Genomic DNA, 26996 nt, shown 5'->3' with positions numbered 1-26996 from the left:
ATTACTTTAAAAAATGCTTTCGGTTCAAGGTTTAGGATTACATCATTCGGGAAATTATTTGTTTCAAAATGTAAATTTCACGATTAAAAAAGACGATAAAATTGGTTTAGTCGGTAAAAATGGAGCAGGGAAATCCACTTTATTGAAAATGCTTTCAGGAGAAATTAACTTCTTCGAAGGAGATGTTGTAGCTGAAGGAAGCGCAACAATAGGTTTCCTGAAACAGGATCTTGATTTTGTAAAAGGAAGAACCGTTTGGAACGAAACCATGCAGGCTTTTGAGCAAATCAATGCCTGGAAAAATGAGCTTGAAGAGGTAAATCACCAGATGGCAACAAGAACCGACTATGAAAGCGATTCTTACACAGATCTGATTAATAAAATGACCGAGCTGAATGACCTTTTAATGAACCATGATGCCTACAATCTTGAAGGTGACATGGAAAAGGTACTGTTTGGTTTAGGTTTTAAAGCGGATGATTTCCAAAAGATCACCGATGAATTTTCAGGAGGATGGAGAATGAGAATCGAACTGGCAAAATTGCTTCTTCAAAAGAATGACATTATGCTTCTCGATGAGCCTACTAACCACCTGGATATGGAATCCATCATCTGGCTGGAAAACTTCCTGAAAGACTATCCGGGAGCAATCGTTCTGGTAAGTCACGATAAGCAGTTCATGACGGCTGTTTGTAACCGAACTTTTGATATCAACAACAGAAAAGTAGACGATTACAAAGCCAATTATACAAAATATCTGATCATGCGTGAAGACCGCCGTGAGAAACTGATTCAGGCTAAAAAGAATCAGGATGCGGAAATCAAGCAGATGGAAGACAATATTAATAAGTTCAGAGCCAGTGCTACTAAGGCCTCTTTTGCTCAGTCCCTTATTAAAAAATTAGATAAAATTGAACGTATCGAAGTTGATAATGAAGACGTTTCAAAATTCAATATCCGTTTCGTACAGTCTATGGTTCCCGGAAAAGTTATTTTTGAAGCAGAGCATTTAGGAAAAGCGTACGGGAAAAAACAAATTTTTGATGATGTAGATTTCATCGTTCAGAGAGGAGACAGAATTGCACTTCTAGGACAGAACGGACAAGGGAAAACTACTTTAGCTAAAATTCTGGCCGGAGATATTAAAGATTATTCAGGTTCCTGGAATCTTGGACATAATGTAAACATCGGTTATTTTGCTCAAAATCAGGAAGAGGTTTTAACACCCAATAAAACAGTATTGGAAGAAGCAGAAGATGCTGCTACGGAAGAAACAAGACCTAGAGTAAGAGATTTATTAGGATCTTTCCTGTTTCAGGGAGAGGCTGTTTCTAAAAAAACAAAAGTACTTTCCGGAGGTGAGAGAAACCGTCTGGCACTTTGTAAACTATTACTTCGTCCTTTCAATACGTTGATTATGGATGAGCCTACCAACCACCTGGATATCCAATCTAAGGAGATTATAAAGCTGGCCTTACAGAACTTTGAAGGAACACTGATTGTCATCTCTCACGATAGAGAATTCCTTCAGGGGCTTTGTGATAAAATCTATGAATTCCGTGATGGAAAAATGAAAGAATTCCTTGGTGATATCAATGAATATCTGGAATACAGACAAAAAGAAACCATCAGAGAGATTTCTGCAGAAAAAGCTAAGCTTCACAATGAAGAGCCAAAAGCAGAGGCGAAGAAAGCGGAAGCAAAACCTGTAGCAGGCAATCAGTCAACGATTGTAAGCAAGGAACAGAAAAATATACAGAATAAAATTAAAAAGGTAGAAGAAAAAATTTCCGAACTTGAAATTAAAGTAGAAGAAATGGAAGCTTCTTTTGCCAAAGAAAATCCTTCTGATGAAACGTTGGAGAAATACAATAAAACTAAAGAAGAATTAGATTCTGCGTTGCAGGAATGGGAGTACCTGGGAACTCAGGTTAACTAACGAAAATATAGAAGCTTCATAATTTTAATTTATGAAGCTTTTTTTGTAACATAGGACCATTCATTTCTACCTATTGTCAGTAAGCATAAAAGTAATTTAATAGAAGGGTAGCCCCAGAGTTAAATTATTTTCATAATTTTGAAGAATGATTTTAAAAGAAAGCAGAAATCTCAAGAGTTTTATCTCCAAGCTATTGTTTGGAGTATATTTCCTCGCCCTGCTTTCTCAAAGCTTTCACCATCATGATTCTGTGGATTATTTTAAAGGATTTAACCTTAAAAAGACAGAGAATACGATTACAAAAGCTATTACTAAAGAGAAAGCTGGCGACTGTCTGGCCTGCCACTTTTTGGTTACCGGACATACCTTAGCTCCTGAAGAATTCAGTTTTACTTTTGAGCACTATACTCATCAGGTAAAACAGATCATCGCCGTACAGGAGAAAATCTGGTCACAGACCAAGTTTACATTTCAGCTTCGGGGACCTCCCGCAATTTCATAATCAATACATTCATATTGGGTTTAAAGTTTCGTGCTTTAAAGTTCAATGGTTAATACCCAAAGTTTGAGGTGTTATACAATAGTTGCTTATTGATAGTTGTATTATTTTTTCGATTATCGGTTTCCAGCCTGTATTTCTAATCCCCTCCTTCTTTCATCATTAATACATTGTACTTTTTACATTATACATTATACATTATACATTATACATTGTAAAAATATGATAAGCCCATTCAACAAATTTTAACGAAAAATGTACCTGTTAAAGGGTACGCAATCAATCTATTTATAATGAAATTGATATATTGCCTGTTACTGATCTTTTGCGGATCAGTATTTACGAGTGCACAGAAAATGTACACTGTACAAGGAACCGTTCAGGATTTTCATGATAAAACAATGCTGGAAAATGCAGTGGTGAAAATGGGAGGTTCTACAGTAAAAACAGATAAGAAAGGTAAATTTTCTTTTGATAAAATCCCTGCCGGAGAATATTCACTTACGGCACAGCATCCTGATTGTCATGATTATACTGAAAATATAAAAGTTGATCAGGATATTCACCTGGTTATCACTCTGGAACATCATAGTAATGATATTGAAACCGTTACCATACACGGAAATCATAAATCCAACGGATCTTTAATTGTGAAGACTATTGATAAAAAAGAAATAGAACGAAATGCCACAGATAACCTGGGGAATCTACTTTCTAAAATATCGGGAGTAGCCACCCTAAAGACGGGAAATAATATTGCAAAACCTATTATACATGGCTTATATGGGAGTCGTATTTCCATTCTCAATAATGGGGTAAAGCTTGCTGAGCAGGAATGGGGTGTGGAACATGCTCCCAATGTAGATATCAACAATTTTCAGCATATTGATGTGATCAAAGGAGCTTCTGCTTTAAAGTACGGGAGTGATGCCATAGGTGGTGTTGTCGTAATGGAGCCGGAGATTTTCCCTAAAAAAGATACCGTAAAAGGATCAGTGAATCTTTCAGGAATTTCAAACGGAAGAGGATTGGGTCTGGATGTAGATGTTGCCAAAATATGGAAAAACGGCTGGGCGGTAAAATCAGGAGGAAGTATCAAGAAGCTGGGGGATCAGCATACTCCTGATTATAATCTGATGAACACAGGAATGGATTTTTCATCCTTTAATTTTACCGTGCAGAAAAATGAATATGAAAAAGGAATTTCTTTTGACTATTATCTTACCAATCAGAATATAGGAATTTACAGAGGATCTCATGTGGGAAACAATAATGATTTCTATAATGCGATGACCTTAAAAATTCCAGTTTATACAGGAGACTTTAGTTATGATATTGATAATCCACGACAGGTTATAGAGCATCATATTGCAAAAGTTTCTGCTTTCAAAAGGTTTGAAAATATTGGGAAAGTTTCTGCGACTTACAGTTTTCAGTATAACCATAGACAGGAATATGATGTAAGAAGAGGTGATCTTAAAGACATCCCTTCTCTGGACCTTGCCTTGATGACCCACCAATTTAACCTTAATGATTTATTGGAAAGAGAGAAATGGTCTCTTGAAACAGGAATTGATGCAAGTTTTCAGAATAATTATTCGGATCCGGCTACCAAAGCAAGACGTCTGATTCCTAATTATGACAAATATGCAGCGGGAATATATTCTGTCTTTAAATATAAGATTTCACCGGAATTGAATGCTGAGGCTGGGGTAAGATATGATTTTACCCGTTATGATGTAACGAAATGGTATGACAAAAGTGACTGGAACAACAGATATGCTGATTCGTATAATGAATTCTACATTAAAACGGATAAAAACAGAGTGCTGACACGCCCAAAAATTAATTATCAGAATGTATCATTTAATGCAGGCCTGGAATATCATCCTAATGCTTATTTTAATTTGAAATTTAACTATGCAAAAGTAGGGCGAACACCCAATATTGCAGAGTTATTTTCTGATGGATTACACCATTCTGCAGCGGTAATAGAAATAGGGGATATGGGACTGAAAAATGAAGATGGGCATCAGTTTAACCTTACTGCGGATGCAAAATTCAATGTACTTAAAGGATTGAATGTTTCTGTAAACCCTTACTTTTTCATTACCAGAAACTTTATTAATGAAATACCAACGGGAGTACAGAATACAATAAGGGGAGTATTTCCGGTGTGGTCATACCAGCAGATTGATGCAAAAATGTATGGTGTAGACCTGGATATTAACTGGAAGCTTACAGATAACCTTACTTATACAGGTAAAGGAAGCTATCTGTATGGGCAGGATGATACCCACAATGAACCGCTGATTCTCATGATGCCTCCTAATTTCTCCAATGGATTACAGTTTAAAAAAGAGAACTGGAACAATTTTTATTTCAATCTTGAAAATCAGACCTTTTTAAAGCAAAGTAGATTTCCTGTTCACAATGCTTCAGTTACCATTTATGAAAACGGTGTGGAGGTTGAAAAAACGGTGGATTTGAGTACACCACCAGCTGAATATTCCCTTTGGAACATCGGAACAGGAATTAATCTTAGCAAAAATCTTTCTGCAGGGCTTATTGTAAACAACATTTTTAATGTTTCGTACAGAAATTACCTTAACCGTATGCGCTTTTTTGCAGACGAAGCAGGAAGAAACTTCATTCTGAATTTTAGATACCGTTTCTAATATTCAACCTTAAAAACAAAAAATTTTAATCTTAAATCAAAAAAATGAACAATTTATTCAATACTAAAAATATCACCAGATTATTAGCCGTTTTATTCATTACTTTCTCTGTAATGTCTTGTCAGAGAGATAATGCATCAGAAGAGGACGACCTTCCGCAAGAAGATCTTACCAATATTATTTTACTGGTTAAGGATGTGGCTGCACAAACAACAACAACTTATAATTATAGTGTTGGAGCAGGTGGAGCACAGCCGATAAGCCTGGTAGATGGGAAAACATATGAAGTGGAAGTACAGTTTAAAAATGGAGATGAAGATTCTACCCAGGAGATCAAAGATGCAAAAGACGAACACTTTTTGGTATTCAACTTTCCTAATTCTGACTTGACTCTTACCCGTACTGACGATGCAAGCTCCACTAGAGCAGACCATAATCATGTAGGTTTGAAAACAAAATGGGTGGTTACTAAAGCCATTAAGAATGCGTCAACACAAAGCCAGTTGATTTTAACGCTTTATCATGAACCCCAAACGGTTTCTGAAGCTTCTGCAGTAAGTGGCAACGGAGTGGTATACGGACAGCAGACCGGAGGTGAAACAGATGCTCAGGCTACTTATGGGATTATCAACTAACAGACCTTAAGAGAATACAAATTTTAAATATCATATTTCGTAAAACCACTGATCATTCAGTGGTTTTCTACTTTATAAATATTTGAAGACTAAGAATTTATTTGAAATGAGTTATTCTCATAAAAAATTCATATTTTTGCAACCTAAAATTTTAATCAATAATGAAGGTTACCGCACAAAACCATGATGACGTAAGTTCATTGCTTACTGTAACATTGGAGAAATCTGACTACAAAGAAAAAGTAGAAAAGCAGTTGATTAATTATGCTAAAAATGCGCAAGTTCCTGGATTCAGAAAAGGGAAAGTGCCTTTAAGTATGGTTAAAAAACAATATGAAGCAGGGATTGCATTTGAAGAAATCAACAAGCAAGTTTCTGATGCTTTAAACAGCTATGTTAATGAAAACAAATTAAGATTAGTTGGTCAGCCAGTTCCTCAGCCCGTTAATGAATTAGATTACAACGCTGATAAGATTGAGGTTGCTTTTGAAGTAGGGTATGAGCCTGAGTTTACTATAGATTTAGCTAAATATGAAGCTCCTCACTACAAAGTAGAAGCTTCTGAAAAAGAAATCAACAAGAGTATTGAAAACATGCAGAAGCGTTTTGCTGAGCAGGTTCCTCAAGATAAAATCACTAAAGATTCTTATATCGCTTTAGAGGTTTCTCAGGTTGTGGAAGAAGATGCCGAAGGAGAGCACCACCACCACCCAAAGAACGTTACAGTTACTGCTGAAAACAAAGAAGCTTTCAAATTAGTAAAAGCTTTGAAAATGGATGAGTCTGTAAAAGTTTCTAAAGAAACTCTTGCTGGTGATGAAGAATTAGCTAAAGGATTAGGATTCAGCAAGGAAGAAGTAGAGCATTTACACCACAATGAGGTAGAAGTAAAAGTAAAAGACTTCTATTCATTAAACCTAGCTGAGCTTAACGAAGACTTATTCAACAAAGTATACGGCGAAGGAACAATCAAGTCTGAGGAGGAACTTAAAGAAAAAGTAAAAACTGAATTAGATGAGTATTTCCAACAGAATGCTGATGTTCACTTTGTGAATAAAGTATTGGAGCAGGTAACAGAAAAAGAAGAAGTAAAACTTCCTGAGACGTTCCTTGTAAAATGGTTACTATTCTCTAACCAAAACATTCAGTCTGAGCAGCAGGCCAAAGAAATCTTAGAAGCTGAGAAAAACCAATTAAGATATCAGATCATCGAAGGTAAATTGATGACTGAAAACGAAATTCAGTTAGACTATGCTGATGTATTGGCACAAGCTGAGCAGTTAGTTAAAAATCAATTGGCGATCTACGGAATCCACCACTTAGGTGATGAGGAGATCCAGAAATATGCTGTTGAGATGCTGAAAGATCAGGAACAAGTAAGACAAATCTCTTCTGAAGTAGCTATGGCTAAATTGAAAGATGTTATTCTTGAAAAAGCAACAAAAAAAGAAACTAAAATTTCTCACGACGAATTTTTAGAAGAACTTAAAAAATAATTATATCAGATATATTATTTTAAAACCGTCAGTTTCTGGCGGTTTTTTTTATTTAGTGGTGCTCTCGGCGTATGTCGGTCAATATTCATATATTTACCCTCTAAACTTATTATTACATATATGAAAAAGATTATCATTCCTTTTTTCTGCGCTGTGCTGTTCTCAGTTCCGGCTGCTGCTCAGAAGAAAGAGGCAGCTTCTGTTAAAACAGAAGCCACAACATCTAAACTGACCGCTAAAGAAGTAATAGATAATTATTTTAAGGCATTGGGTGGTAAAGATAAATTAGAGGCTGTAAAATCTACTATTACAGATAATACACTGAGTGTACAGGGGATGGAAATTACCATGTCGACTAAGAAGCTTGGGAATAAATTTAAATCTGTTCAGTCTTTAATGGGGCAGCAGATGGTTCAGCTTTTCGATGGTGAGAAAGGGTATTTTGATCAGATGGGAAAGAAAACAGATATTCCTGCAGATAAGATTGCTGATTTAAAGAAAGGAAGACCTGTAGATGCCTTAGCTTTTGATGCTGCTAATTTCCAGACTGTAACCGTGGAGAATGTGGATGGTAAAAATTATAATGTACTGTCTTCAGACAAAGGTAAATTTTACTTTGATACTACTACAGGACTTTTGTATAAGACTCTTTCCGGTGAAGGAAATGTAACCATAAAGAGCTATATGACCGTTGACGGAATTCAATTCCCTGCTGAGGTGGATGCTGAAGGAGGAGGCCAGAAAGTGAATATCAAAACAACAAAATTGGTGATCAATTCCGGAGTAACGGACGCTGATTTCAAATAAGAATTTTTACAAAACAAAAGCCGGAATATCCGGCTTTTGTTTTGTAAAAATAATTTAAGAACCATATTCTTTTTTCCATTCTTCAGCGGCTTCACTTAGAACATTATAAAAATCTTCACCATATTTTCTGGTCAATGGTGTTTTCAGGAATTTATAAACAGGAACCTGAAGTTCTTTTCCAAGGGTGCAGGCATCACTGCATACATTCCATTCATGATAGTTTAAAGCAGTGAAGGTAGAGTATTCTGTAATCCTGATAGGATAGAGGTGGCAGGAGATAGGCTTCTGCCAGTCTACAGCACCATCTTCATAGGCTTTTTCAATCCCACATTTGGTAATTCCTTTATCATCATAAGTTACATAAGCACATTCACGGTCCTCCACCATGGGAGTAACATACATTCCGTCGTGTGGATCAGTAGTCCATGTTCCCTGCTCTTCAAGGGCTTTCACTCCTTCCTGAGTAAGATAGGGCTTTACTTTATCAAAAATACGGTCTAAAATCTCAAGCTCGTCTTTATCCAACGGAGCTCCTACATCTCCTTCCACACAACATGCACCCTTACACTTGCTAAGGTTGCAAACAAATTCTTCGGAAAAAATATCCTCGGAAATCAATTTATCGTCTATCTGAATCATAATTTTTTAAAATAAATCAAAAACTGTACCTGCTTTAAAGCCAAGTAAACTGATAATAATAAGCCATAAGCCGGCTTCCCGCATCCAATATTTTGGTAAAAATCTCATCATTCTGCTCAGAATAATACTTGAAGGGAACGCTAAAAGCAACAGATATTCATAATTTGTATTCATATATAGAATAATCGTTACAAGCTGAGCAACGGAAAAAACCAGTAAGAATGTATACTTATATCTGCTTATCGGGCTTTTCTTATTATAATTTTTAAAATGGTCATATACTGCATAAATGAGCATAAGAACAATAGGGGTCAATGGTAACAGCTCTGTATAATCCGTTACAGGTCTCATTCTTCCAAATGGAAAATAATCGATGTTCCATGAAGTAAACTGAACAAAATACATCACCGAAAAATAACTGAATACAATCAGTACCATTCCTAACAGAAACCTGAAAAGGTTTAATCCTATTTTTGCAGATGTAGCCACCACGTGGACGATTACAAAAACAGCCATAGGCCAGGTAGTGGGAAGGAATATAAAATTCAATGCCACAATAGCGCCCACCAATACATATGACTTTTTTCTGATGTCTTCATCCGCACTGGTCAGAAGAAGGAGAAGAAAAGAATTGGTAAGCAGGGAAACTGCAATTCCAATATCTAAATTTCCCGGATAGAGCCCAAAAATAAAAACCGTATACAGAAATAACGGCAAATGAGTTTGATAATTAAGAGCAATACTGTGAAAACAAAAATATCCCAAAGCAATTCCCAGAAAAGTTATCCCTGCAACAATAGCCTCATATGTATTGAGATTCAGTATGTTAAATATTATTACTACTAAAAGAAGAAAACCAATATAAACAGGAATTGAAAAAATATTGCTTTCTTTTGAAAGTAATTTAAACATTTTTTATAAATTTGTACAAAGTTAATTTAAAAAAGGAAAATAATGACGTCTTTCTTTCTATTCTTAAGCAAAGTTTTCAAATGGTCTTTTGGGTTCTTTGAGACCTTTGGTAATGTTTTAAACTGGATTTTATTTATCGTTTGCTGTGTGATGTTTACGTATTGGTGTTATGTGCTGGTAGCTACATTAGGCGGTAATAAAGATAAAGACTATTATTCTCCTACGGAAGGTAAGAATCCTTACTACGATCCAAAAATCTATAAAAAAGAAGGTTAATTAATTGGTTATATAGTAAAAAACCGATCAAATGAAATTATTTGATCGGTTTTTTTATTACTAACGATTAAAATTTAATTTTCTTTAGTCATGGATAGGAAGGACTAAAACCGGAACAGGCGAATTTTTCGTAAGTCCTTTTGTAAGGCTGCCTACAAATACGTCATAAATGCCACTTCTTCCATGTGATCCCATAACAATATAATCAGCATTTTTATCCTTTGCATATTCAATGATTATATCTTTAGCAAGTCCTTGTTTCAGAAGATGTTCACAATCAATATCATGGGCAATAATTCTCTGCTCAATTTTATTAAGCTGAACAAGTTCTTCTCTGATCTCATTCGCTTCCACTTCCGGAAAATATTGAAATCCCATATCTCCGATCGCAAATCCGATATCAGATGGAGCTACATGAATCAGATAAATTCTACCATTAAGCTGTTTGGCAAATTTGATGGCACCTTCTACCAGCTGTTCTGTCTTATCCCCAAAATCTACGGGTAATACAATATTTATCATAAGCCTTTAATTTTGTTACCTAAAGATAAGAAAAATTTACCACAGTTGATGTTAAATAACTTATAATATTCGGATATCAAGGATTTTTTCATCCTCAAGATAGGCTTCCAGAATATCGTTTTCCTCTACTTTTCCAACCCCTTTTGGAGTTCCTGTAAAAATAAGGTCGCCAACTCTTAAAGTAAAATATTGAGAGGCAAAGGCGATGATATCATCAATGCTGAAAATCATATCCCGGGTATTACCATCCTGAACCTTCTCTTTGTTTTTAAGAAGGGAAAATGACAATTTATTAAGAGTATAATTCTCTCTCTTAAAGAAATTCCCTACCACCGCAGAACCATCAAATCCTTTAGCAAGTTCCCAAGGAAGGCCCTTCGATTTCAGTTCACTCTGAAGGTCTCTGGCCGTAAAATCTATTCCTAAGCTAATTTCTTCATAGTGCTTGTGAGCAATTTCTTTCTGAATGTATTTTCCTCCTTTTGAAATTTTTACCACTACTTCAAGCTCGTAGTGAATATCATTTGAGAATTCAGGAATATAAAAATCATTCCCTTTTAAAACCGCTGTATCGGGTTTCATAAAAATGACAGGATTATCAGGGATTTCATTCCCTAATTCTTTCGCATGCTCGCTATAGTTTCTTCCTATACAGATTATTTTCATAACTTTTATTTTTAATGGGTAAACTCACTACCACAATAGTAACAATGGTATTGGTTTTTAGGGATTTTTATCGGAATTCCAATAATCAACCAGCTGATCCCGAAAATACCACCGGGTTTTTCATCCTGATAAATATGATTGGAACCACATTTCGGACAGACAAAACTGAATTCCGGGTTTTCAATAGTATGGTCTACCTCCAGCGAATATTCTTCGTTATCTTTATAATCCTGAAGAATCTGTTTCGCCTTTTCCAAATCATTTTCAAAGACCTGAAGCTGAATTCCTCCTACAGCCTGAGAAAGCAGCCAGTCCGACTGGATGAGCTGTTCATTGGCAATGAAGCTGTTAATCCCATTTTCAGCCAATATCTGCTTATCCCTATTGGCTTCAAGGGCATTATCATGAAATCGTAGAAGAATCAGGTTAGCCATTTTTTAAAATTTTCCTGTCAGTTGAATCTTTGTAAAAACTTTCTTGGTATACAATGGAAAATCGGCATTCTGAAGCCATCCGTAGTAGCCAAGATCCTTTTGGAATATAGCTTTTACTCCCTGGCCTTTATATTTTCCAAAGTTGAAAACTTCTTCCTTTTTTTCATTATATCCTATAAAACCTGCAAGATCTGCATTTTTATTGTGAAAAGTAAACTCACTTAAAGGAGCTATTTCATTCGGAATATCATCATATTTTCCTATCTGTGCATCAAGTACCTCAAAAGTTGCCATTACATCAGCCTCTGCAGAATGGGCATTTTCTAATGTTTTCCCACAGTAAAACTGGTAGGCGGCGCCTAAGTTTCTAGGTTCTTTTTTATGGAAAATTGTCTGTGCATCCACCAGTCTGAATTTGCTGAGATCAAAATCAATTTCTACCCTCAGAAGTTCTTCAGCCAATAAAGGAACATCAAATCTGTTGGAATTAAAACCTCCCAGGTCACTTCCGGTAAGCATTTCCATTATTTTAGGGGCAATTTCTCTGAAAGTAGGAGCCTCTTTTACATCTTCGTCATAAATTCCGTGAATCTCACTGGATTCTTTAGGAATAGGCATTCCCGGATTTACACGCCATGTTTTGCTTTCTCTGGAAGCATCAGGGTTTACTTTGAGAATACAGATTTCAACAATTCTGTCTTTTCCGATATTCGTTCCTGTTGTTTCAAGATCAAAAATACAAAGCGGTTTATGGAGTTTTAAATTCATGTTGATAGTGATAATTTGAATAAGTGATAATATGTATTGATGCCGTCTGGCTTTATTTTTTATTTCAGTTGTCTCTGGAAAATAAGGGATACCAACATGTAATAAATGACAAGTATTGGGATTCCTACAATCCGGAATATGGCCAGAATAGCAATACCTCCCGCTAATAATACGATTTTTGGATAGTTATCTTTTAGTTGTGTGGATTTAAATTTCATGGCCATCATCTTAATCGGGCTGATTAAAAGCCATGATGTAACAATGGTTAATAAAACCAAAAAGAGTTCATTTTCAAATAAAAAGCTGAAAGAGTGGGTTTCTTTAAACGCATAATATAATCCGAATAAAAGCACTGTATTGGTAGGCGTGTTCAATCCTTTGAAATAATACTTCTGTTCTTCGTCAAGGTTAAAGATCGCCAACCGTAAGCAGGAGAAAAGGGTAACCAGTAATCCTATATATTTGATTTCAAAGGGTAAATGAAGCCCGAAGAGTTCGGTTCCAAAAGGCTCCAGTGCTTTATACATCGTAAGCCCGGGAATCAGTCCAAAGCTTACCATATCAGCAAGGGAATCAAGCTGAAGACCGAGATTGGAATTTGATTTTAAAGCTCTGGCTACAAAACCGTCAAAAAAATCGAAGATCGAAGACAAGATAAGGCAAATTGCCGTTGTCTGATAATCTCCTAAAATAAGATGTATTGCACCTATACAGCCTGCAAGTAAATTAGCCAGGGTTAAGGCGTTGGCCAGATTATTTTTAATAAAATTCATAGCTGCAAAAATAAGAAATTAAAACTTAGAATGTTTCATATTAATTTCATGAAACACCTGTTATGCATTACAATTATATAGATGATAATGCTAATTCCCAATATGGAGAGCTTAAAACCATAAAAAGGGAAATTCAAACAATAACCGACAGGATATTCATGTATAATTTTGCTTTCAGAACGGCAATTTATTAGATCAGTGGGATGAATTATAGGATGCCAATTATTAAAATAACAAATAACCTATGGAAAAAAATAGCATTACTGAAAAGAGTTCTACAGAATCTTCTATTGGGGAAAAAGTAAATGATAATAGAAAACAGCTGAGTTTTTTTGAAAAAGTAATTCTCGTCTTGCTCTTGATTGCAATTGCTTACGCTGTGTATGTATTTTTTACAGATTCTTTATACTTTGATCATCTTGTAGAAGAAGATGGGTTTTACGAAGATCTCACCTCTATTTTTCTGTTTTTCACCAGTTTTATACTGTTGATAAAATTTTTCAAATATCAGGGATATTATACGCTGTCATGGAAAATAAGTATTGTTTTAATGACTGTGGCTTTTTTTTTCGGCGGAGGAGAAGAAATTTCATGGGGACAACGGATTTTCCAAATTCAATCTTCAGATTTTTTCAAGCTAAATAATGCACAGCAGGAGACCAATCTTCATAATTTGGTGATAGGCCATGTAAAGCTTAATAAATTGGTGTTTTCGAATATGCTGTCTATCGGTTTCGGGATTTATTTTCTTGTTCTTCCTATAGTATGGCACAGGGTCCCCAAAATAAAAAAGCTTATAGACAAATTTGGAATTTCGATAGCCAGACCCATTCACCTCCTGTTTTTTATCATTGTTACAGCAATTATTCTGTTACTGATTAATCATTCCAGAAAATGGGAAGTCTGGGAATTTGCTTTTGCGCTGACTATGTTTCTTATCGTCTATAATCCACTTAATACAAAAGAAATTTTTTCTAAAGAGAATCATTGAAAATAAAAAACACAAACTGTAAAGGAATGTCCTTTAACTATGAACAAATGGATGTACATCAATAAATGCTTTAGTATATGAAAAGTCAGAAACAATTATTTTATTTACTGCTTGTTGCTGTTGCTATCCTGCTTTTTGCCCATTTGGGAAAATTATACGTAGATATTATGGAAGCCAGGAATTTTGTTTCTGCACGGGAAATGGCCGAAGAAGGACATTGGATCTTCACCACCATGAATGGTATTCCAAGATATGAAAAACCACCACTTCCTACCTGGTTGAGTGCCTGGATGGGACAAATTTTTGGTTTTGATAATATCGCTGCTTTAAGATTTCCGGCCGCATTATCCTGTATGCTGCTGATCATATATTTTTATAAAATTGTCGATCTTCTTTCAAAGAATACCCATATTGCGCTTATATCATCCCTTGTCTTAGTTACCAATTTTCTGGTAATTTATGTAGGAAGAAGAGCCAACTGGGATATTTATAGCTACAGCTTTATGGTGATTGGGATTTATTATTTTCTTTTAGCCTTGAAAAAGATAAAATCTATTCCTAATTATCTTTTTGCGGGAGTGTTTTTTGGACTTTCTATATTAAGTAAGGGTCCTACAGGCCCTTATGTATTACTTATTCCTCTTATTATGGGGTATGTCATTACTTTTGGAATGCCTAAATGGGTGGACATTAAAGGAATTGCCTTATGTTCTGTCATTGCGGTCCTGATTGGGTTTTCATGGTACCTTTATATCTATCTTGCGGATTCTGACACCTTCCTGGCCATTATGAAAAAAGAAGCCTTAGCCAGAGAAAACCGGGATGCAAAACCGTTTACAAGATATTTAAGCTTTCCTGTACAAACCGGAGTCTGGATTTTTTACTCTGTGGTAGGACTTGTTTTTCCAATGGTAAAAAAAAGAGTGAAGCAACCTGAAATTTATATGCTTTTCTTTTACTGGACTCTGTTTTCATTAATCTTACTTTCACTTATTCCTTCAAAAAAAGAACGTTACCTTTTTCCTATGATGGTACCTCTTGCTGCCACTACAGGATATTACCTCCATTATCTCTTTCATAGTTTAGACTTGAAGAAATGGGAGCTTCATCTGAATAAGGCGATATTTACGGCTCTTGCTATTGTTTCACTGGCTATTTCAGCAGGTATATATTTTCTGCCCCTGACGGTTGAAATCAACACTGTTTTATTTTCTGCAGCGGCTTTCGTTACCTGTGTAAGCCTTGCCTACTTCATATATATAAAGCAGAATTTTCAGTATGCTTTCTGCAGTGTTATAGTGCTAATGATCTATACAGGGATTTTTGGACTTCCTGTTTTGGATAAAATGCTGAATAATAATAAAGAATTTAAAAGCCTTACCATTATTAAAGCTAAGCTTCATCATGAAAATCTAAGACTATACACCTATTCGGAATATTCACCTGAGGTTTGGTTTAGATATCAGGAGCTTATGCCAGAAATACAGCCTGGAAATCCGAAAACATATCCGGCTGATAAGGAATTTTATATTGCCATGAACTCCAATAAACCTGAAACTTTAAAAACATTGGAAGATTTAGGCTGGAAACCTGTTTATATCGGGGTATTTGATGACAATGAAGAAGGACCTCATTCTAAAAATTATACGGATAGAAAAATCCATTATGTTTATAAAATCATGACCTTATGATGAATCCAGATAAGTTTTATTCTATTGTGGTTCCTCTTTATAATGAAGAAGAAAATGTTCCGCTGCTCATTAATACCGTTAAGGATATCATGAAAGAGTACCGCTATGAACTTATCCTGGTTGATGATTTTTCAACAGACAGGACAGCGATGGCTATTAAAAAGATAGCTGCTTCTGATGTAGTTTTAATAGAACTGACAAAAAATTATGGGCAAAGTTCTGCACTGATGGCTGGTATAGATTATGCTTCAGGAGATCATATTATAACAATGGATGGGGATATGCAGAATGATCCTTCCGATATTCCGATGATGATAAAAAAGATTAATGAAAATGAATATGATCTTGTGATTGGAAAACGTCAAAAAAGACAGGATAATCTGGTAAGAACCTTTCCTTCCAAAATAGCTAATTTTATCATCAGGAGAACCACGAAACTCAATGTAACGGATCATGGATGTGCATTGAAAGTCTTTAATAGTGAAACAGCCAAAAATCTTGATCTTTATGGAGAGTCCCACAGGTTTATTACACTTCATGCCCATCTTAACGGAGCAAGAATTACAGAAGTGCCCATAAAGCATCATGCCAGACAGTTTGGGGTTTCAAAATATGGAATAGGAAGAACTACAAAGGTTATCAATGATCTGATTTTGTTATTATTTAACCAAAAGTATCTCCAGAAACCGATCTATCTATTCGGGAATATAGGACTTGCTACTTTTATATCCGGAATGCTGATCAATATCTATCTGCTTATTGAAAAGTTTATGGGATATTCAATTGGAGGAAGGCCGTTATTGATTCTAGGAATTCTCCTGGTCTTTGTAGGAATCCAGCTTTTTACTACAGGTATTATTATAGATCTGCTTATGAAGACTTATTATGAATCTCAAAAAAAGAGGCCTTTTAATATCCGTAAAGTATCTGTCTTTTGAAAAAACTGAAGAAAATAGTCATTACACTCCTGAAGATTGGCGTTAGCCTGCTCCTTTTGTATCTTGTTTTCAGGAAAATCTCATTCTCTGATGCCTGGGACCGTATTACAGCCAGTAACTTTCTTTTTTTAGTGCCTGCCCTTATCGCTTTTACCGTCTCTCAACTCATTTCATCCCAGAGACTTTTATTGTATTTTCATGCAGAAAATTTTCTTATTAATAAGATAGATAACCTGAAATTATACCTTGTGGGGATGTTTTATAATTTTTGTATTCCCGGAGGAATAGGGGGAGATGCTTATAAAGTGTATATCCTTAATAAAAAATTCGGATGGAGTGTGAAGAAATTAACCTGCTCTGTATTTAGTGACAGGCTTTCGGGGTTGTTGGCAATCATCCTTTTAATCGAGATGCTGACATTCTTAATTCTGGATGGTGCATTGAAGTTGTTAATAATTCCTGCGGTTAGTCTTACGATTGTTGCAGCCCATCTTTTTTGTACAAAATACTTTCCCGGGTTCAAAAGAATATTTTACCGGGCACTGCTGTATTCACTAGGAGTGCAGATTCTCCAGCTTGTTACCATCTATTTTATTTTGAAGTCATTCACCCAGGTCGAAGGGGTCTGGATCTATTTTATAGTCTTCCTCATCAGTGCGGTACTCAGTATCATTTCTTTTTCGGGGTTGGGAGTAAGAGAGTGGCTCTTTATGAAGGCGGCACAATATTTTACCTTTAATGCTGAAATTTCTGTTTCTACGGCCCTATTATTTTCTTTTATTACAGCTATTGTTGCCCTTATTGGTATCTGTTTCTATAATTTTAAATTTAAAACAGAAATAGATTAATTTTAATATTGGATAATTCACGATAAATTTATTATTTGAATATTTTTTTATTTGTATGTAAATAATTTTAATTTCCTTTGCAGGTAATGAAAAAGGGATTTAGAAAACAAGAGATTCTGGTGTTAGGGTACAGGATCTTTTTAACCTATGTTTTTTATCAGATTTCTAGATTTTTATTCTGGTATTTTAATAAAGATCTGATAAAAATTGATTCGGTTTCGGACTATATAAAGCTGGCGTATCACGGGATAGCTTTTGATACGACTGCAATTTTGTATGTCAATTCATTGTTTATACTTTTAAGTCTGCTGCCTTTGGTGATTAATACAAAAAAAATGTTTCAGAAAATTCTATTCTGGATCTATTTTGTGACCAATGGGATTGCTTATTCAATGAATTTTGGTGATTTTATTTACTACAAATTTTCACAGTCGAGGCTTACTTCAGCAGCATTGCAGGTAGCAGAGCACGAGTCTAATCTTTCGAAAACATTCATGATCTCTGTAGGTGAGCATCCTTTTGTGCTGATATGGTTTGTTGTTTTGATGGGATTATGGGTATTTCTATATAAAAAACTGAAAATTGAGGAGCAGAAACCGGCAAAACTATTGCCTTATTTCCTTTCCTCCATCGTCATTTTATGTATTACGGCCGTTTTGGTAGTAGGAGGAATCCGTGGTGACTTTAAGCACAGTACAAGACCTATCAATATGGTAGATGCCAACCGTTTTGTAACCAATCCACTTCAGGGAAATGTAGTTTTGAACAGTACTTTCTCCTTTTTCAGAACATTGGGTACCAATAGTTTTAAAGAAGTTCATTTTGTAGATGAGAAATATATTGAGGAAAATGTGCAGCCTTATAAAGTGTACGACAGGAAAGTAGAACACCGCCCCAATATTGTTATCTTTATTGTAGAATCCTTCGGGCGCGAGTATTCCGGGGCTTTTAATAAAGATAAAAATATCAAAGACTATATTTCCTACACTCCGTTTATAGATAGCTTAGCAACACAGAGTCTTATTTTTCCTAATGCATTTGCGAATGGAAGACAGTCTATCCATGGGATGAGCAGCGTATTGGCCGGTATCCCGAGTCTTACGGATGCTTTTACAGGATCACCCTATTCCAATCAGAAAATTCAGTCTATTGTCTCGGTGTGTAATGAATTAGGCTATGATACTTCTTTTTATCATGGTGCACCCAACGGTTCAATGGGATTTCTCGGATTTGGAAATATTTTAGGATTTAAACATTACTTTGGAAAGACAGAATACAACCATGATGAAGATTTTGACGGTATGTGGGCTATATGGGACGAGCCATTCCTTCAGTATTTTGCTAAAAATGTAGGAAAAACACAACCTTTTATGACTACCGTGTTTACGGCTTCATCTCACCACCCTTTTAAAATTCCGGAAAAATATCAGGGGAAATTTAAAAAAGGAAAAATAGAAATGCATGAACCTATTCAGTATACGGATTATGCTATAAAAAAATATTTTGAAACAGCTAAAAAACAACCTTGGTTCAATAATACAATTTTTGTTTTTACAGGAGATCATACCAATCAGGTGTACTATCCGGAATATGAAAAAGCCATGAACCGTTTTGCTGTTCCGCTGATTTTTTATTCTCCCAACCCTGAATACCAGCTTAAGGGAGAAAATCCAGAGACGGCTCAGCAGATCGATATTTATCCCACTTTAGCAGACCTTATCGGCTATAATAAACCTTTAAGAAGCTGGGGAAGAAGCTTAGTAAGTGAAAAAAAGTATCCCTCTATTGTAGTCAATTCCGACGGAACTTCAGAGCAGTTTATTATTGGGAACTATATCTATCGTTTTGATGGTAAAGAGATCATAGGAGTGTATGATAAAAGTGATCTGGGACTTGAAAATAATTTGATAGGTAAGCTTAAAACTCCTGAAATAGAAAAAGGAAAACAAACGGCAAAAGCCTGGTATCAGGATTATATGAATAGAGTGATCAACAGAAAACTGAGTGAGCCTAAAAAGACAGCAAGGTAGGACGCTAATGAAAATAAAGAAAGTTTCTTACGTTTTATGCTTTGTATAACAAAAGTTTTTGTTTGTTGAAAATTAATTTATATTTTTATCAATACGTAGGAAAGACTACGGTATCAGAATTAAAACGATAAGAAATATGAAAAAACTGTTATTAACATTCGCGCTTTCACTATTCAGTGTGCTTTCATTCGCACAGATAGAAGGCAAATGGAAAACAATAGATGATGAAACTAAGCAAGCTAAATCTATTGTAGAAATATTTAAAAAATCAGATGGAAAATATTATGGGAAGGTTTCTCAGTTACTTATAAAACCAGCTGATCCGAACTGTACCTCTTGCAAGGATGACAGAAAAGGTAAACCAATTCTGGGATTAGAAATTATCAGAGGATTGAAAAAAGAAGGTGATGAATTTACAGGAGGAAGTATTACGGATCCTAAAACAGGAAAAACCTACAAATGTACCATTACCAAAAGTGGAGATAAATTAAATGTAAGAGGTTACTTAGGATTATCTTTATTAGGAAGAACCCAGGTTTGGGAGAAAGCTAATTAATTTAAGTTTAAATAGAATTTTAAGACGGCATTTCAGAAATGGAATGTCGTTTTTTTGTAAAAAAAACTGTAACGAAAATGAAATTTCCCCACTTATAGGGTATGAGTGCAAAACAGGAGAAATTATTTGTGGATTTTTTTAAACCCAATCAAAAATTAATCCACAAGATATGTAAAATATACACCGATAATACTGAAGACCATGAAGACCTTTTCCAGGAAATCACCATACAGCTGTGGAAATCATTTCCTGGATTTAAAGGGGAATCTAAATTTTCTACCTGGATGTACCGTGTGGCGCTTAATACTGCAATTACTTTATTCAGAAGTCCCGGAAACAGAAAAATGAAAACTGTAGAAGTGGATGTCTCATCTCTTACAATTGAATATGAGAATTATGAAGATGATGAGCATCAATTGAAAAAAATGTACGAAGCAATTTATAAACTTTCTGATGTGGAAAAAGCCTTAATCATGTTGTACCTGGAAGATCGGCCTTATAAAGAAATAGGTGAGATCCTTGGAATAACAGAAGGAAATGCACGAGTAAAAATGAACAGAGCAAAGAATAACTTAAAAACCAAAATAAGCATACAATAATATGGAAGAACTGGAATTGCTAAAAAAAGACTGGAATAAAGAATCGGAAGAATTTAAGGAATACTCGGAAAATGAGATTTATAAAATGATAAAGCATAAATCTGTTTCTATAACCAGAATATTGTTGTTTGTAGGACTGGTTGAAATGATACTGTGGACTGTATATGGATATCTGAACAAAGAATTTCCTTATGTAAGAATAATGATGTTTCTGATTTTTACAGGATTAATTGTTTTCGTCTTCCGCAGAATAAAAAGCGGGCAGGATAGTATGACATTGATGAAAAGTATTTTAAACTTAAGGAGGCTTATTTTTGGATATGCATTTATTTCATTACTCTTAGCTGTTACAGATAATATTATTCACTTTGATCATAATACCAGGGATTTTATGGCAGGTTTAAAAGACGGCTGGAATAGTGGGGGCGGTACTAAAGTATTACCTGTCGATTCTGAAACAATAATACCGGTGCTTGGAAACTATGTTATTTTTGGAATTATCCTGATGGTCACCTTTTACATTTTGTATATAGTATATAAAAGAACCTACGGGAAAATTCTTCAGGATCTTAGAAAAAACTATAAAGAACTCGGCTATCAGGAAGAAAAAGCAATTTAAATAAAATTAATATTAACGTATCTCGTTCAAATGAGACACCTTTTTTATGATGTGTATAATAAAAAAACACTATTTTTGTAGTCTAAATTTTTCAAGAAAATATGGCAGAATATACTTTTCGTGAGGTAATTGCACAGGCAATGAGCGAGGAAATGCGTAAAGACGAATCCATCTATCTGATGGGGGAGGAAGTTGCAGAATATAATGGTGCATATAAAGCTTCAAAAGGAATGCTGGATGAATTTGGTCCAAAAAGAGTAATCGATACACCGATTGCAGAACTTGGATTTACAGGAATCTCTGTGGGAGCTGCAATGAATGGTAACAGACCAATCGTAGAATTTATGACATTCAATTTCTCTCTGGTAGGAATTGATCAGATTATCAATAATGCGGCAAAGATCCGTCAGATGAGTGGTGGACAGTGGAACTGCCCAATCGTTTTCCGTGGTCCTACTGCTTCGGCAGGACAGCTGGGAGCTACCCACTCTCAGGCTTTTGAAGGTTGGTTTGCCAACTGTCCCGGACTTAAGGTGGTAGTACCTTCTAACCCATATGATGCAAAAGGATTATTGAAAACAGCCATTCAGGATAACGATCCGGTGATCTTCATGGAATCTGAGCAGATGTATGGAGATAAAATGGAAATTCCTGAAGAAGAATACTATTTACCAATAGGAAAGGCAGATATCAAAAGAGAAGGTACAGATGTTACTTTGGTTTCTTTCGGTAAAATCATGAAGCTGGCTATTCAGGCGGCTGAAGATATGGCTAAAGAAGGAATTTCTGTAGAAGTTATTGACCTTAGAACAGTTCGTCCTCTTGATTTTGATACCGTTTTAGAATCTGTAAAGAAAACAAATAGATTAGTTATCTTAGAAGAGGCTTGGCCATTTGGTTCAATATCTTCAGAAATTACATACATGGTACAGCAAAAAGCATTCGATTATTTAGATGCTCCAATCAAGAGAATTACCACTCCTGATGCACCTGCACCTTATTCTGCAGCCCTGTTTGCAGAATGGTTCCCTAAGCTTGAAAAAGTAAAAGAGGAAATTAAAAAAGCAATGTACGTTAAGTAATAATAGAGAAAAACTTCCGAAAGGAAGTTTTTTCATTTATTATATTCATGAATAAAAGTTCGTTGAGTCATAAAATTAATATAAATTTGCCCGTTTAAAAATAAATAAGCTGACATGGCAGACGTTACAGAAGATGGTTATCATTTTGATATAAAAAAACTTTCCTTTATTGGAGTTTTAGTCTCTTTAGGAATTGTTTTCGGAGATATCGGTACATCACCGCTTTACGTGATGAAAGCAATTGTGAATGCACGGGCAGGAGGTAGTAATATGCCTTTCAACGAATACATAGAAGGAGCGTTGTCCTGTATCATCTGGACGTTGACGCTTCAGACTACCATCAAATATGTAATCATTGCTTTAAGAGCGGATAACAAAGGAGAAGGAGGTATTTTGGCTTTGTTCTCATTAGTTAGAAACCTTAAAAAAGGATGGCTCTATCTTATTGCAATCGTAGGAGCAGCGGCACTTATTGCAGATGGAGTGATTACACCGTCACTTACTGTAATGTCAGCAATTGAAGGTCTTGAAATATACAATCCTCACACCCCTGTTGTTCCCATTACGATTGGAATCTTAATTGTTATTTTTGTGGTGCAGCAATTTGGAACCAGCTTTATAGGGAAGTTTTTCGGCCCTGTTATGGTTGTCTGGTTTCTGGTGCTAGGTGGTTTAGGAGTAATGCATTTGAGTGAAAATTTTGAAATTTTAAGATCTTTCAACCCTTATTATGCATATAAGCTTATCGCAAATTCACCCAGTGCAATTATTATTCTTGGTGCTGTTTTCCTTTGTACAACCGGGGCAGAAGCTCTTTACTCAGATTTGGGCCACTGTGGTGCTAAAAATATAAGAGTAAGCTGGGCATTTGTTAAGGTTATGCTTATTTTAAACTATCTTGGACAGGGAGCATGGCTTTTAACCAATTATAATAAACCTGGATTTTCTGTAGTAAACCCATTCTTTGGAATTATGGAAGAATGGATGATTATACCGGGAGTAATTTTAGCCACTGCTGCTGCAATTATTGCGAGCCAGGCTTTAATTACAGGTTCTTTCACCATTTTCTCAGAAGCAATGTCTCTTAATTTATGGCCTAATCAGAAAATTGATTATCCTTCCGGAGTTAAAGGACAAATGTATATCCCAAGAATCAATTGGGGACTTTTAATTCTTTGTATCATTGTAGTTCTCCATTTTAGAGAATCAGGAAAAATGGAAGCGGCCTATGGTCTTTCTATTACAGTAACGATGCTGATGACAACAGTTCTGCTGGTTTTCTGGCTACTAAAACACAGAGTAAGCAAAGTTCTGATACTTGTTTTTGCTTTAGTATATATGGCTATTGAATTAGGTTTCTTCAGTGCCAATATTATTAAATTTATGGAAGGTGGCTGGATTACAGTTGTACTGGCTGGTTCTATAGGAATATCCATGTACGCATGGTATAATGGAAGATTAATAAAAACAAGATTTATCCAGTTTGTGAGAATAGATAAATATGTATCTATCATTAAAGATATGAAACTGGATGAGACTATTCCAAAATATGCAACCAATCTTGCTTATCTGAGCAGAGCAAAAAGAAATGATGAGGTAGAATCAAAAATTATCTATTCTATCATTAAAAAACAGCCGAAAAGAGCTGATCATTATTTTATTCTAAGTATTGTCAATCAGGAAGATCCATATACATTCAAATATACGGTAGACGAAATTCTTCCGGGGACGGTTTATAAAGTTAATTTCCTTTTAGGGTTTAAAGTAGACAGAAGAATTAATGATTATTTCAATATGGTACTGAAAGACTTAATGGCAGATGGTACCATCCCTTCAAGAAGCAGTCACCCTTCTCTGAGAGCTCATGATATACCGCCGGATTTGAAGTATGTAATTATAGATAATACATATATTAACGATATTCTTTTAACTGTTAAACAGAAGATTGTTCTTAATATTTACAACTTTGTGAAGTATATAGGAAGTGATGACTTTAAGGCTTGGGGAGTGTCTTCTCATAACGTTGAAGTAGAATCTGCACCGATTACAGAACTTACCGTTTACGACAATAAAATTGAGCAATCCGGGTACTTCCGTCACAATTCTTAAACGTAAGGGTATACAACCATACTATCTATTTAAATAAAAATCGATAAATTTGTAGATAATTTTTTTAATGGATACAGTACAAAAAGAAAAGAATATAGCTTTGATCAAGGATGTTTTAAGAAACTACTTATTAGAAAAAGGGTTTAGAAACACACCTGAGAGATATACGATATTGGAAGAGATTTATAATATGGATCATCACTTTAACGTTGATGATCTGTATCTTCTGATGATGCAGAAAAAGTATCATGTTTCCAAAGCGACTATTTACAATACTATTGAGATTTTCCTGGATGCAGGCCTTATTCGTAAGCATCAGTTTGGAGAAAAAACGTTAACCTCTTCATCTTATGAGAAGTCTTATTTTGATAAGCAGCATGATCACCTTGTGATCTATAAAAAAGACTCTGATAAAGAAATTGAAGAAATTATTGAATTCTGTGACCCGAGAATTCAAGGAATCAAAGAAGCCATTGAAGAAGCATTTGGCGTAAAAATTGATTCTCATTCGCTATATTTCTATGGCACTAAGAATGATTAATTAATGAGAATAATCCTTTTTCTGTTACTCTGTATTTCTACGCTTGGCTTTGCGCAGGATAAAACTCCTGTGAAAAGAGATCCGTATCTGCAGACTCCTTCAACGGCAAAACCACAACCGCAGAGACCCGAAGATAAAATAAAAATTATCCATGCGGATAAAATTATAAAAGACCCTGCAAAATACGAAGGTAACCAATACTTTACCGGCAATGTTCAGATCGAACATCAGGGATCTGTCCTTACTGCAGACGAAGTGGTGCTGTATAATGAAGAAAATTTTGTAAAAGCCATAGGCAATACAAGACTTCAAAACACAGACGGATCAGTAATTACAGCAGGAGAAATGGAATATGACGGTAACACCCAGAAGGGAGTTGCCCGGAAAAACGTTGTCCTTACAGATCCCAAACAGACTATAAAAACGGATATTCTTTATTATGACAGGCTTTCCAACCAGGCTTACTTTAATACCGGCGGAACAATTAATGACAGCCAGGGTAATGTAATGTATACAAAGTCTGCCACCTATTTTCTGAACACCAAGATGATTGACTTTGTAGGCAATGTTAAAATAGACAATGCACAATATATTATCGAAGGTGTCAATATCAAGCAGAATCAGAATACTAAAGTGGCTGAGTTTTTTGGTCCTACCACCATTACAAACAGAGCTAATCCTAAAAACAGGATATATACGGAAAGAGGTACCTACAGAATGGAAACGAAGGAAGCTTTCCTGAATAAAAATTCCAAGATCTTTTACAATGACAAAATCCTTACCGGTGATGACATGTATTTCAACCAGCTTACCGGTTTCGGTAAAGCAACAGGGAATGTAACACTTGATGATCCTAAGGAAAAAAGGTATATCAAAGGAGGCTATGGTGAGATTTTTGAGAAAAAAGATTCTGCCATGATGACCAAAAGCCCTTATGCTGTAAAAGTAATGGAAAAAGATTCAATTTATTTTGCAGCAGAAAAAATCCTTTCCTACCAAAGACCCGATTCCTTAGATATCAACGTAAAGAAAAGCTTTCTGCGAGCTTATAAAAAGGCCCGTATTTACAAATCAAATGCCCAGGGAAGAGCAGATTCTATTGCTTTTAATGAAACAGACGGAGTCATGCATATGTATACGAAACCTATTCTTTGGAGCGGAGAAAAACAGGTGACAGGAGATAAAGTAGAAGCCTATTTTAATACCAAAAATGAAAATATAGACTCACTGAAGGTTATTGGAAATGCTCTGGCGATCAGTAAAGTAGATTCATTGAACCTAAAAGACGAGTTCAATCAGGTGAAAGGAAAATTTATGACTGTCTACTATGAAAATAATGACATTAAAGAAGCAAGAGTAGTGGGGAATGCACAGTCTATTGCGTATGTAGATGATACAGATCAGGAGACTAAAAAACCGGAGAGAATAGGAATCACGCTCTCAGCCTGCGGTATTATTGGTGCCTTGTTTGAAGAGAAAGGACTGCAGATTATTTCCTGCAGTATCGGAGCTACTTCAGACACTTACCCTATGAGTAAAATAGAACCGGCAAAAAGAAAGTTCCCCGACTTTAACTGGAATACTAAAGACAGGATCAGGAAATGGCAGGATATTCTTGTAGATACCCCTAATAACGAAGAAATAAAATATACCGGAGACAGTGAGCTCTATGATGAAGCTCAAAATGCTATAGAAAAAGAAAGAGCTAAAGAAGAGGCAAAGAAGCCGAAAAGAGTCCGAAAAATAAAAGATTTAAGTCCGTTTCACAATTTGTGAAACGGACTTTTTTTAATTTTATTACAAAAAATAAATTCCAATATTCACATAAACTCACTAATTAGTGATATTTGTTGTTTTTTTTGATTTTTTTCCTTGATTTATAAGCAATATTCACATTTTAGTTGCGATTTTTTTTGATATAATTATTTTATTTTTTAATATTATTATA

26 protein-coding genes are annotated in these 26996 nt (G+C 35.2%); 19 read left to right on the top strand and 7 right to left on the bottom strand.

Annotation, left to right across the window (positions count from 1 at the left end; genetic code table 11):
• The first annotated feature begins 13 nt into the window (after positions 1-13).
• The 6 genes from LQV47_RS19670 to LQV47_RS19645 all read left to right on the top strand — a co-directional run bounded on the left by LQV47_RS19670 (position 14) and on the right by LQV47_RS19645 (position 8054).
• Positions 14-1939 (top strand): ABC-F family ATP-binding cassette domain-containing protein, encoded by a 1926-nt coding sequence (locus tag LQV47_RS19670; RefSeq protein ID WP_230040659.1) that lies wholly within the window; start codon positions 14-16, stop codon positions 1937-1939.
• A gap of 145 nt (positions 1940-2084) precedes the next feature.
• Positions 2085-2441 (top strand): hypothetical protein, encoded by a 357-nt coding sequence (locus LQV47_RS19665; RefSeq protein WP_230040657.1) that lies wholly within the window; start codon positions 2085-2087, stop codon positions 2439-2441.
• A 353-nt stretch (positions 2442-2794) separates the two neighbouring features.
• Entirely contained in the window at positions 2795-5116 is a 2322-nt protein-coding gene (locus LQV47_RS19660; RefSeq protein ID WP_230040655.1) for a TonB-dependent receptor, read from the top strand.
• A 44-nt stretch (positions 5117-5160) separates the two neighbouring features.
• The gene (locus LQV47_RS19655; protein ID WP_084085360.1) at positions 5161-5751 is read left to right on the top strand and encodes a hypothetical protein; all 591 of its coding nucleotides are present in this window, start codon (positions 5161-5163) and stop codon (positions 5749-5751) included.
• Positions 5752-5912: 161 nt separating this feature from the next.
• Positions 5913-7247, top strand: a complete 1335-nt coding sequence (locus LQV47_RS19650; protein ID WP_230040653.1) for a trigger factor — start codon at positions 5913-5915, stop codon at positions 7245-7247.
• A 120-nt stretch (positions 7248-7367) separates the two neighbouring features.
• Complete coding sequence (locus tag LQV47_RS19645; protein WP_230040651.1) at positions 7368-8054, top strand: hypothetical protein; 687 nt, start codon at positions 7368-7370, stop codon at positions 8052-8054.
• Positions 8055-8108: 54 nt separating this feature from the next.
• On the opposite strand, the gene LQV47_RS19640 is transcribed toward LQV47_RS19645, so the two are convergent.
• Both LQV47_RS19640 and LQV47_RS19635 read right to left on the bottom strand, forming a co-directional pair.
• A complete protein-coding gene (locus LQV47_RS19640) occupies positions 8109-8693 on the bottom strand; it encodes a DUF3109 family protein (RefSeq protein ID WP_230040649.1) in 585 nt (194 codons plus the stop codon).
• Between the two features lie 6 nt (positions 8694-8699).
• Positions 8700-9605, bottom strand: coding sequence for a DUF6427 family protein (locus LQV47_RS19635; RefSeq protein ID WP_230040647.1), 906 nt, complete (start codon positions 9603-9605; stop codon positions 8700-8702).
• A gap of 42 nt (positions 9606-9647) precedes the next feature.
• Between LQV47_RS19635 and LQV47_RS19630 the strand changes: the two genes are divergently transcribed.
• On the top strand, positions 9648-9881 hold the full coding sequence (locus LQV47_RS19630; RefSeq protein ID WP_230040640.1) for a hypothetical protein: 234 nt from the start codon (positions 9648-9650) through the stop codon (positions 9879-9881).
• A gap of 84 nt (positions 9882-9965) precedes the next feature.
• On the opposite strand, the gene LQV47_RS19625 is transcribed toward LQV47_RS19630, so the two are convergent.
• The 5 genes from LQV47_RS19625 to LQV47_RS19605 are packed head-to-tail and all read right to left on the bottom strand — an operon-like array spanning position 9966 to position 13044.
• Positions 9966-10403, bottom strand: a complete 438-nt coding sequence (locus LQV47_RS19625) for a universal stress protein (RefSeq protein WP_230040638.1) — start codon at positions 10401-10403, stop codon at positions 9966-9968.
• Between the two features lie 60 nt (positions 10404-10463).
• Positions 10464-11069 carry a fumarylacetoacetate hydrolase family protein gene (locus tag LQV47_RS19620; RefSeq protein ID WP_230040636.1) on the bottom strand — a complete coding sequence of 202 codons (606 nt, stop codon included), beginning with the start codon at positions 11067-11069 and terminating at the stop codon, positions 10464-10466.
• Positions 11070-11080: 11 nt separating this feature from the next.
• The gene (locus LQV47_RS19615) at positions 11081-11503 is read right to left on the bottom strand and encodes a DUF2007 domain-containing protein (RefSeq protein ID WP_230040635.1); all 423 of its coding nucleotides are present in this window, start codon (positions 11501-11503) and stop codon (positions 11081-11083) included.
• A 3-nt stretch (positions 11504-11506) separates the two neighbouring features.
• Complete coding sequence (locus tag LQV47_RS19610; protein WP_230040633.1) at positions 11507-12271, bottom strand: 3'-5' exonuclease; 765 nt, start codon at positions 12269-12271, stop codon at positions 11507-11509.
• A 59-nt stretch (positions 12272-12330) separates the two neighbouring features.
• Positions 12331-13044, bottom strand: coding sequence for a CDP-alcohol phosphatidyltransferase family protein (locus LQV47_RS19605; protein WP_230040631.1), 714 nt, complete (start codon positions 13042-13044; stop codon positions 12331-12333).
• 244 nt (positions 13045-13288) lie between these two features.
• On the opposite strand from LQV47_RS19605, the gene LQV47_RS19600 reads away from it, so the two are divergent.
• From LQV47_RS19600 to LQV47_RS19545, 12 genes are all read left to right on the top strand, one after another.
• Positions 13289-14035, top strand: coding sequence for a hypothetical protein (locus tag LQV47_RS19600; RefSeq protein ID WP_230040630.1), 747 nt, complete (start codon positions 13289-13291; stop codon positions 14033-14035).
• Between the two features lie 77 nt (positions 14036-14112).
• On the top strand, positions 14113-15726 hold the full coding sequence (locus LQV47_RS19595; RefSeq protein ID WP_230040628.1) for a glycosyltransferase family 39 protein: 1614 nt from the start codon (positions 14113-14115) through the stop codon (positions 15724-15726).
• The gene (locus tag LQV47_RS19590; RefSeq protein ID WP_354961293.1) at positions 15723-16664 is read left to right on the top strand and encodes a glycosyltransferase family 2 protein; all 942 of its coding nucleotides are present in this window, start codon (positions 15723-15725) and stop codon (positions 16662-16664) included. The genes LQV47_RS19595 and LQV47_RS19590 overlap by 4 nt, the downstream gene beginning before the upstream one ends.
• Entirely contained in the window at positions 16661-17512 is an 852-nt protein-coding gene (locus tag LQV47_RS19585) for a lysylphosphatidylglycerol synthase transmembrane domain-containing protein (protein ID WP_230040626.1), read from the top strand. Before LQV47_RS19590 ends, LQV47_RS19585 begins: the two co-directional genes overlap by 4 nt.
• Before the next feature lie 86 nt (positions 17513-17598).
• Positions 17599-19542 carry an LTA synthase family protein gene (locus LQV47_RS19580; protein WP_230040624.1) on the top strand — a complete coding sequence of 648 codons (1944 nt, stop codon included), beginning with the start codon at positions 17599-17601 and terminating at the stop codon, positions 19540-19542.
• 136 nt (positions 19543-19678) lie between these two features.
• The gene (locus tag LQV47_RS19575) at positions 19679-20098 is read left to right on the top strand and encodes a DUF2147 domain-containing protein (RefSeq protein ID WP_230040622.1); all 420 of its coding nucleotides are present in this window, start codon (positions 19679-19681) and stop codon (positions 20096-20098) included.
• A gap of 101 nt (positions 20099-20199) precedes the next feature.
• Positions 20200-20697 (top strand): sigma-70 family RNA polymerase sigma factor, encoded by a 498-nt coding sequence (locus tag LQV47_RS19570; protein WP_230040620.1) that lies wholly within the window; start codon positions 20200-20202, stop codon positions 20695-20697.
• 1 nt (position 20698) lies between these two features.
• Positions 20699-21316, top strand: a complete 618-nt coding sequence (locus LQV47_RS19565; protein WP_230040613.1) for a hypothetical protein — start codon at positions 20699-20701, stop codon at positions 21314-21316.
• A gap of 101 nt (positions 21317-21417) precedes the next feature.
• Positions 21418-22398, top strand: a complete 981-nt coding sequence (locus LQV47_RS19560; RefSeq protein ID WP_047488092.1) for a pyruvate dehydrogenase complex E1 component subunit beta — start codon at positions 21418-21420, stop codon at positions 22396-22398.
• A gap of 114 nt (positions 22399-22512) precedes the next feature.
• Positions 22513-24507, top strand: coding sequence for a KUP/HAK/KT family potassium transporter (locus tag LQV47_RS19555; protein WP_230040611.1), 1995 nt, complete (start codon positions 22513-22515; stop codon positions 24505-24507).
• Positions 24508-24574: 67 nt separating this feature from the next.
• Positions 24575-25048 carry a transcriptional repressor gene (locus LQV47_RS19550; protein WP_027374694.1) on the top strand — a complete coding sequence of 158 codons (474 nt, stop codon included), beginning with the start codon at positions 24575-24577 and terminating at the stop codon, positions 25046-25048.
• 3 nt (positions 25049-25051) lie between these two features.
• The gene (locus LQV47_RS19545; protein WP_230040609.1) at positions 25052-26824 is read left to right on the top strand and encodes an OstA-like protein; all 1773 of its coding nucleotides are present in this window, start codon (positions 25052-25054) and stop codon (positions 26822-26824) included.
• The last annotated feature ends 172 nt before the right edge of the window (positions 26825-26996 follow it).

The sequence above is a fragment of the Chryseobacterium sp. Bi04 genome (genome assembly GCF_918698085.1).
Lineage (GTDB): Bacteria > Bacteroidota > Bacteroidia > Flavobacteriales > Weeksellaceae > Chryseobacterium.
The sequence above is the reverse complement of the archived record's forward strand: the minus strand, read 5'-3'. Positions and strand labels throughout refer to the sequence as shown.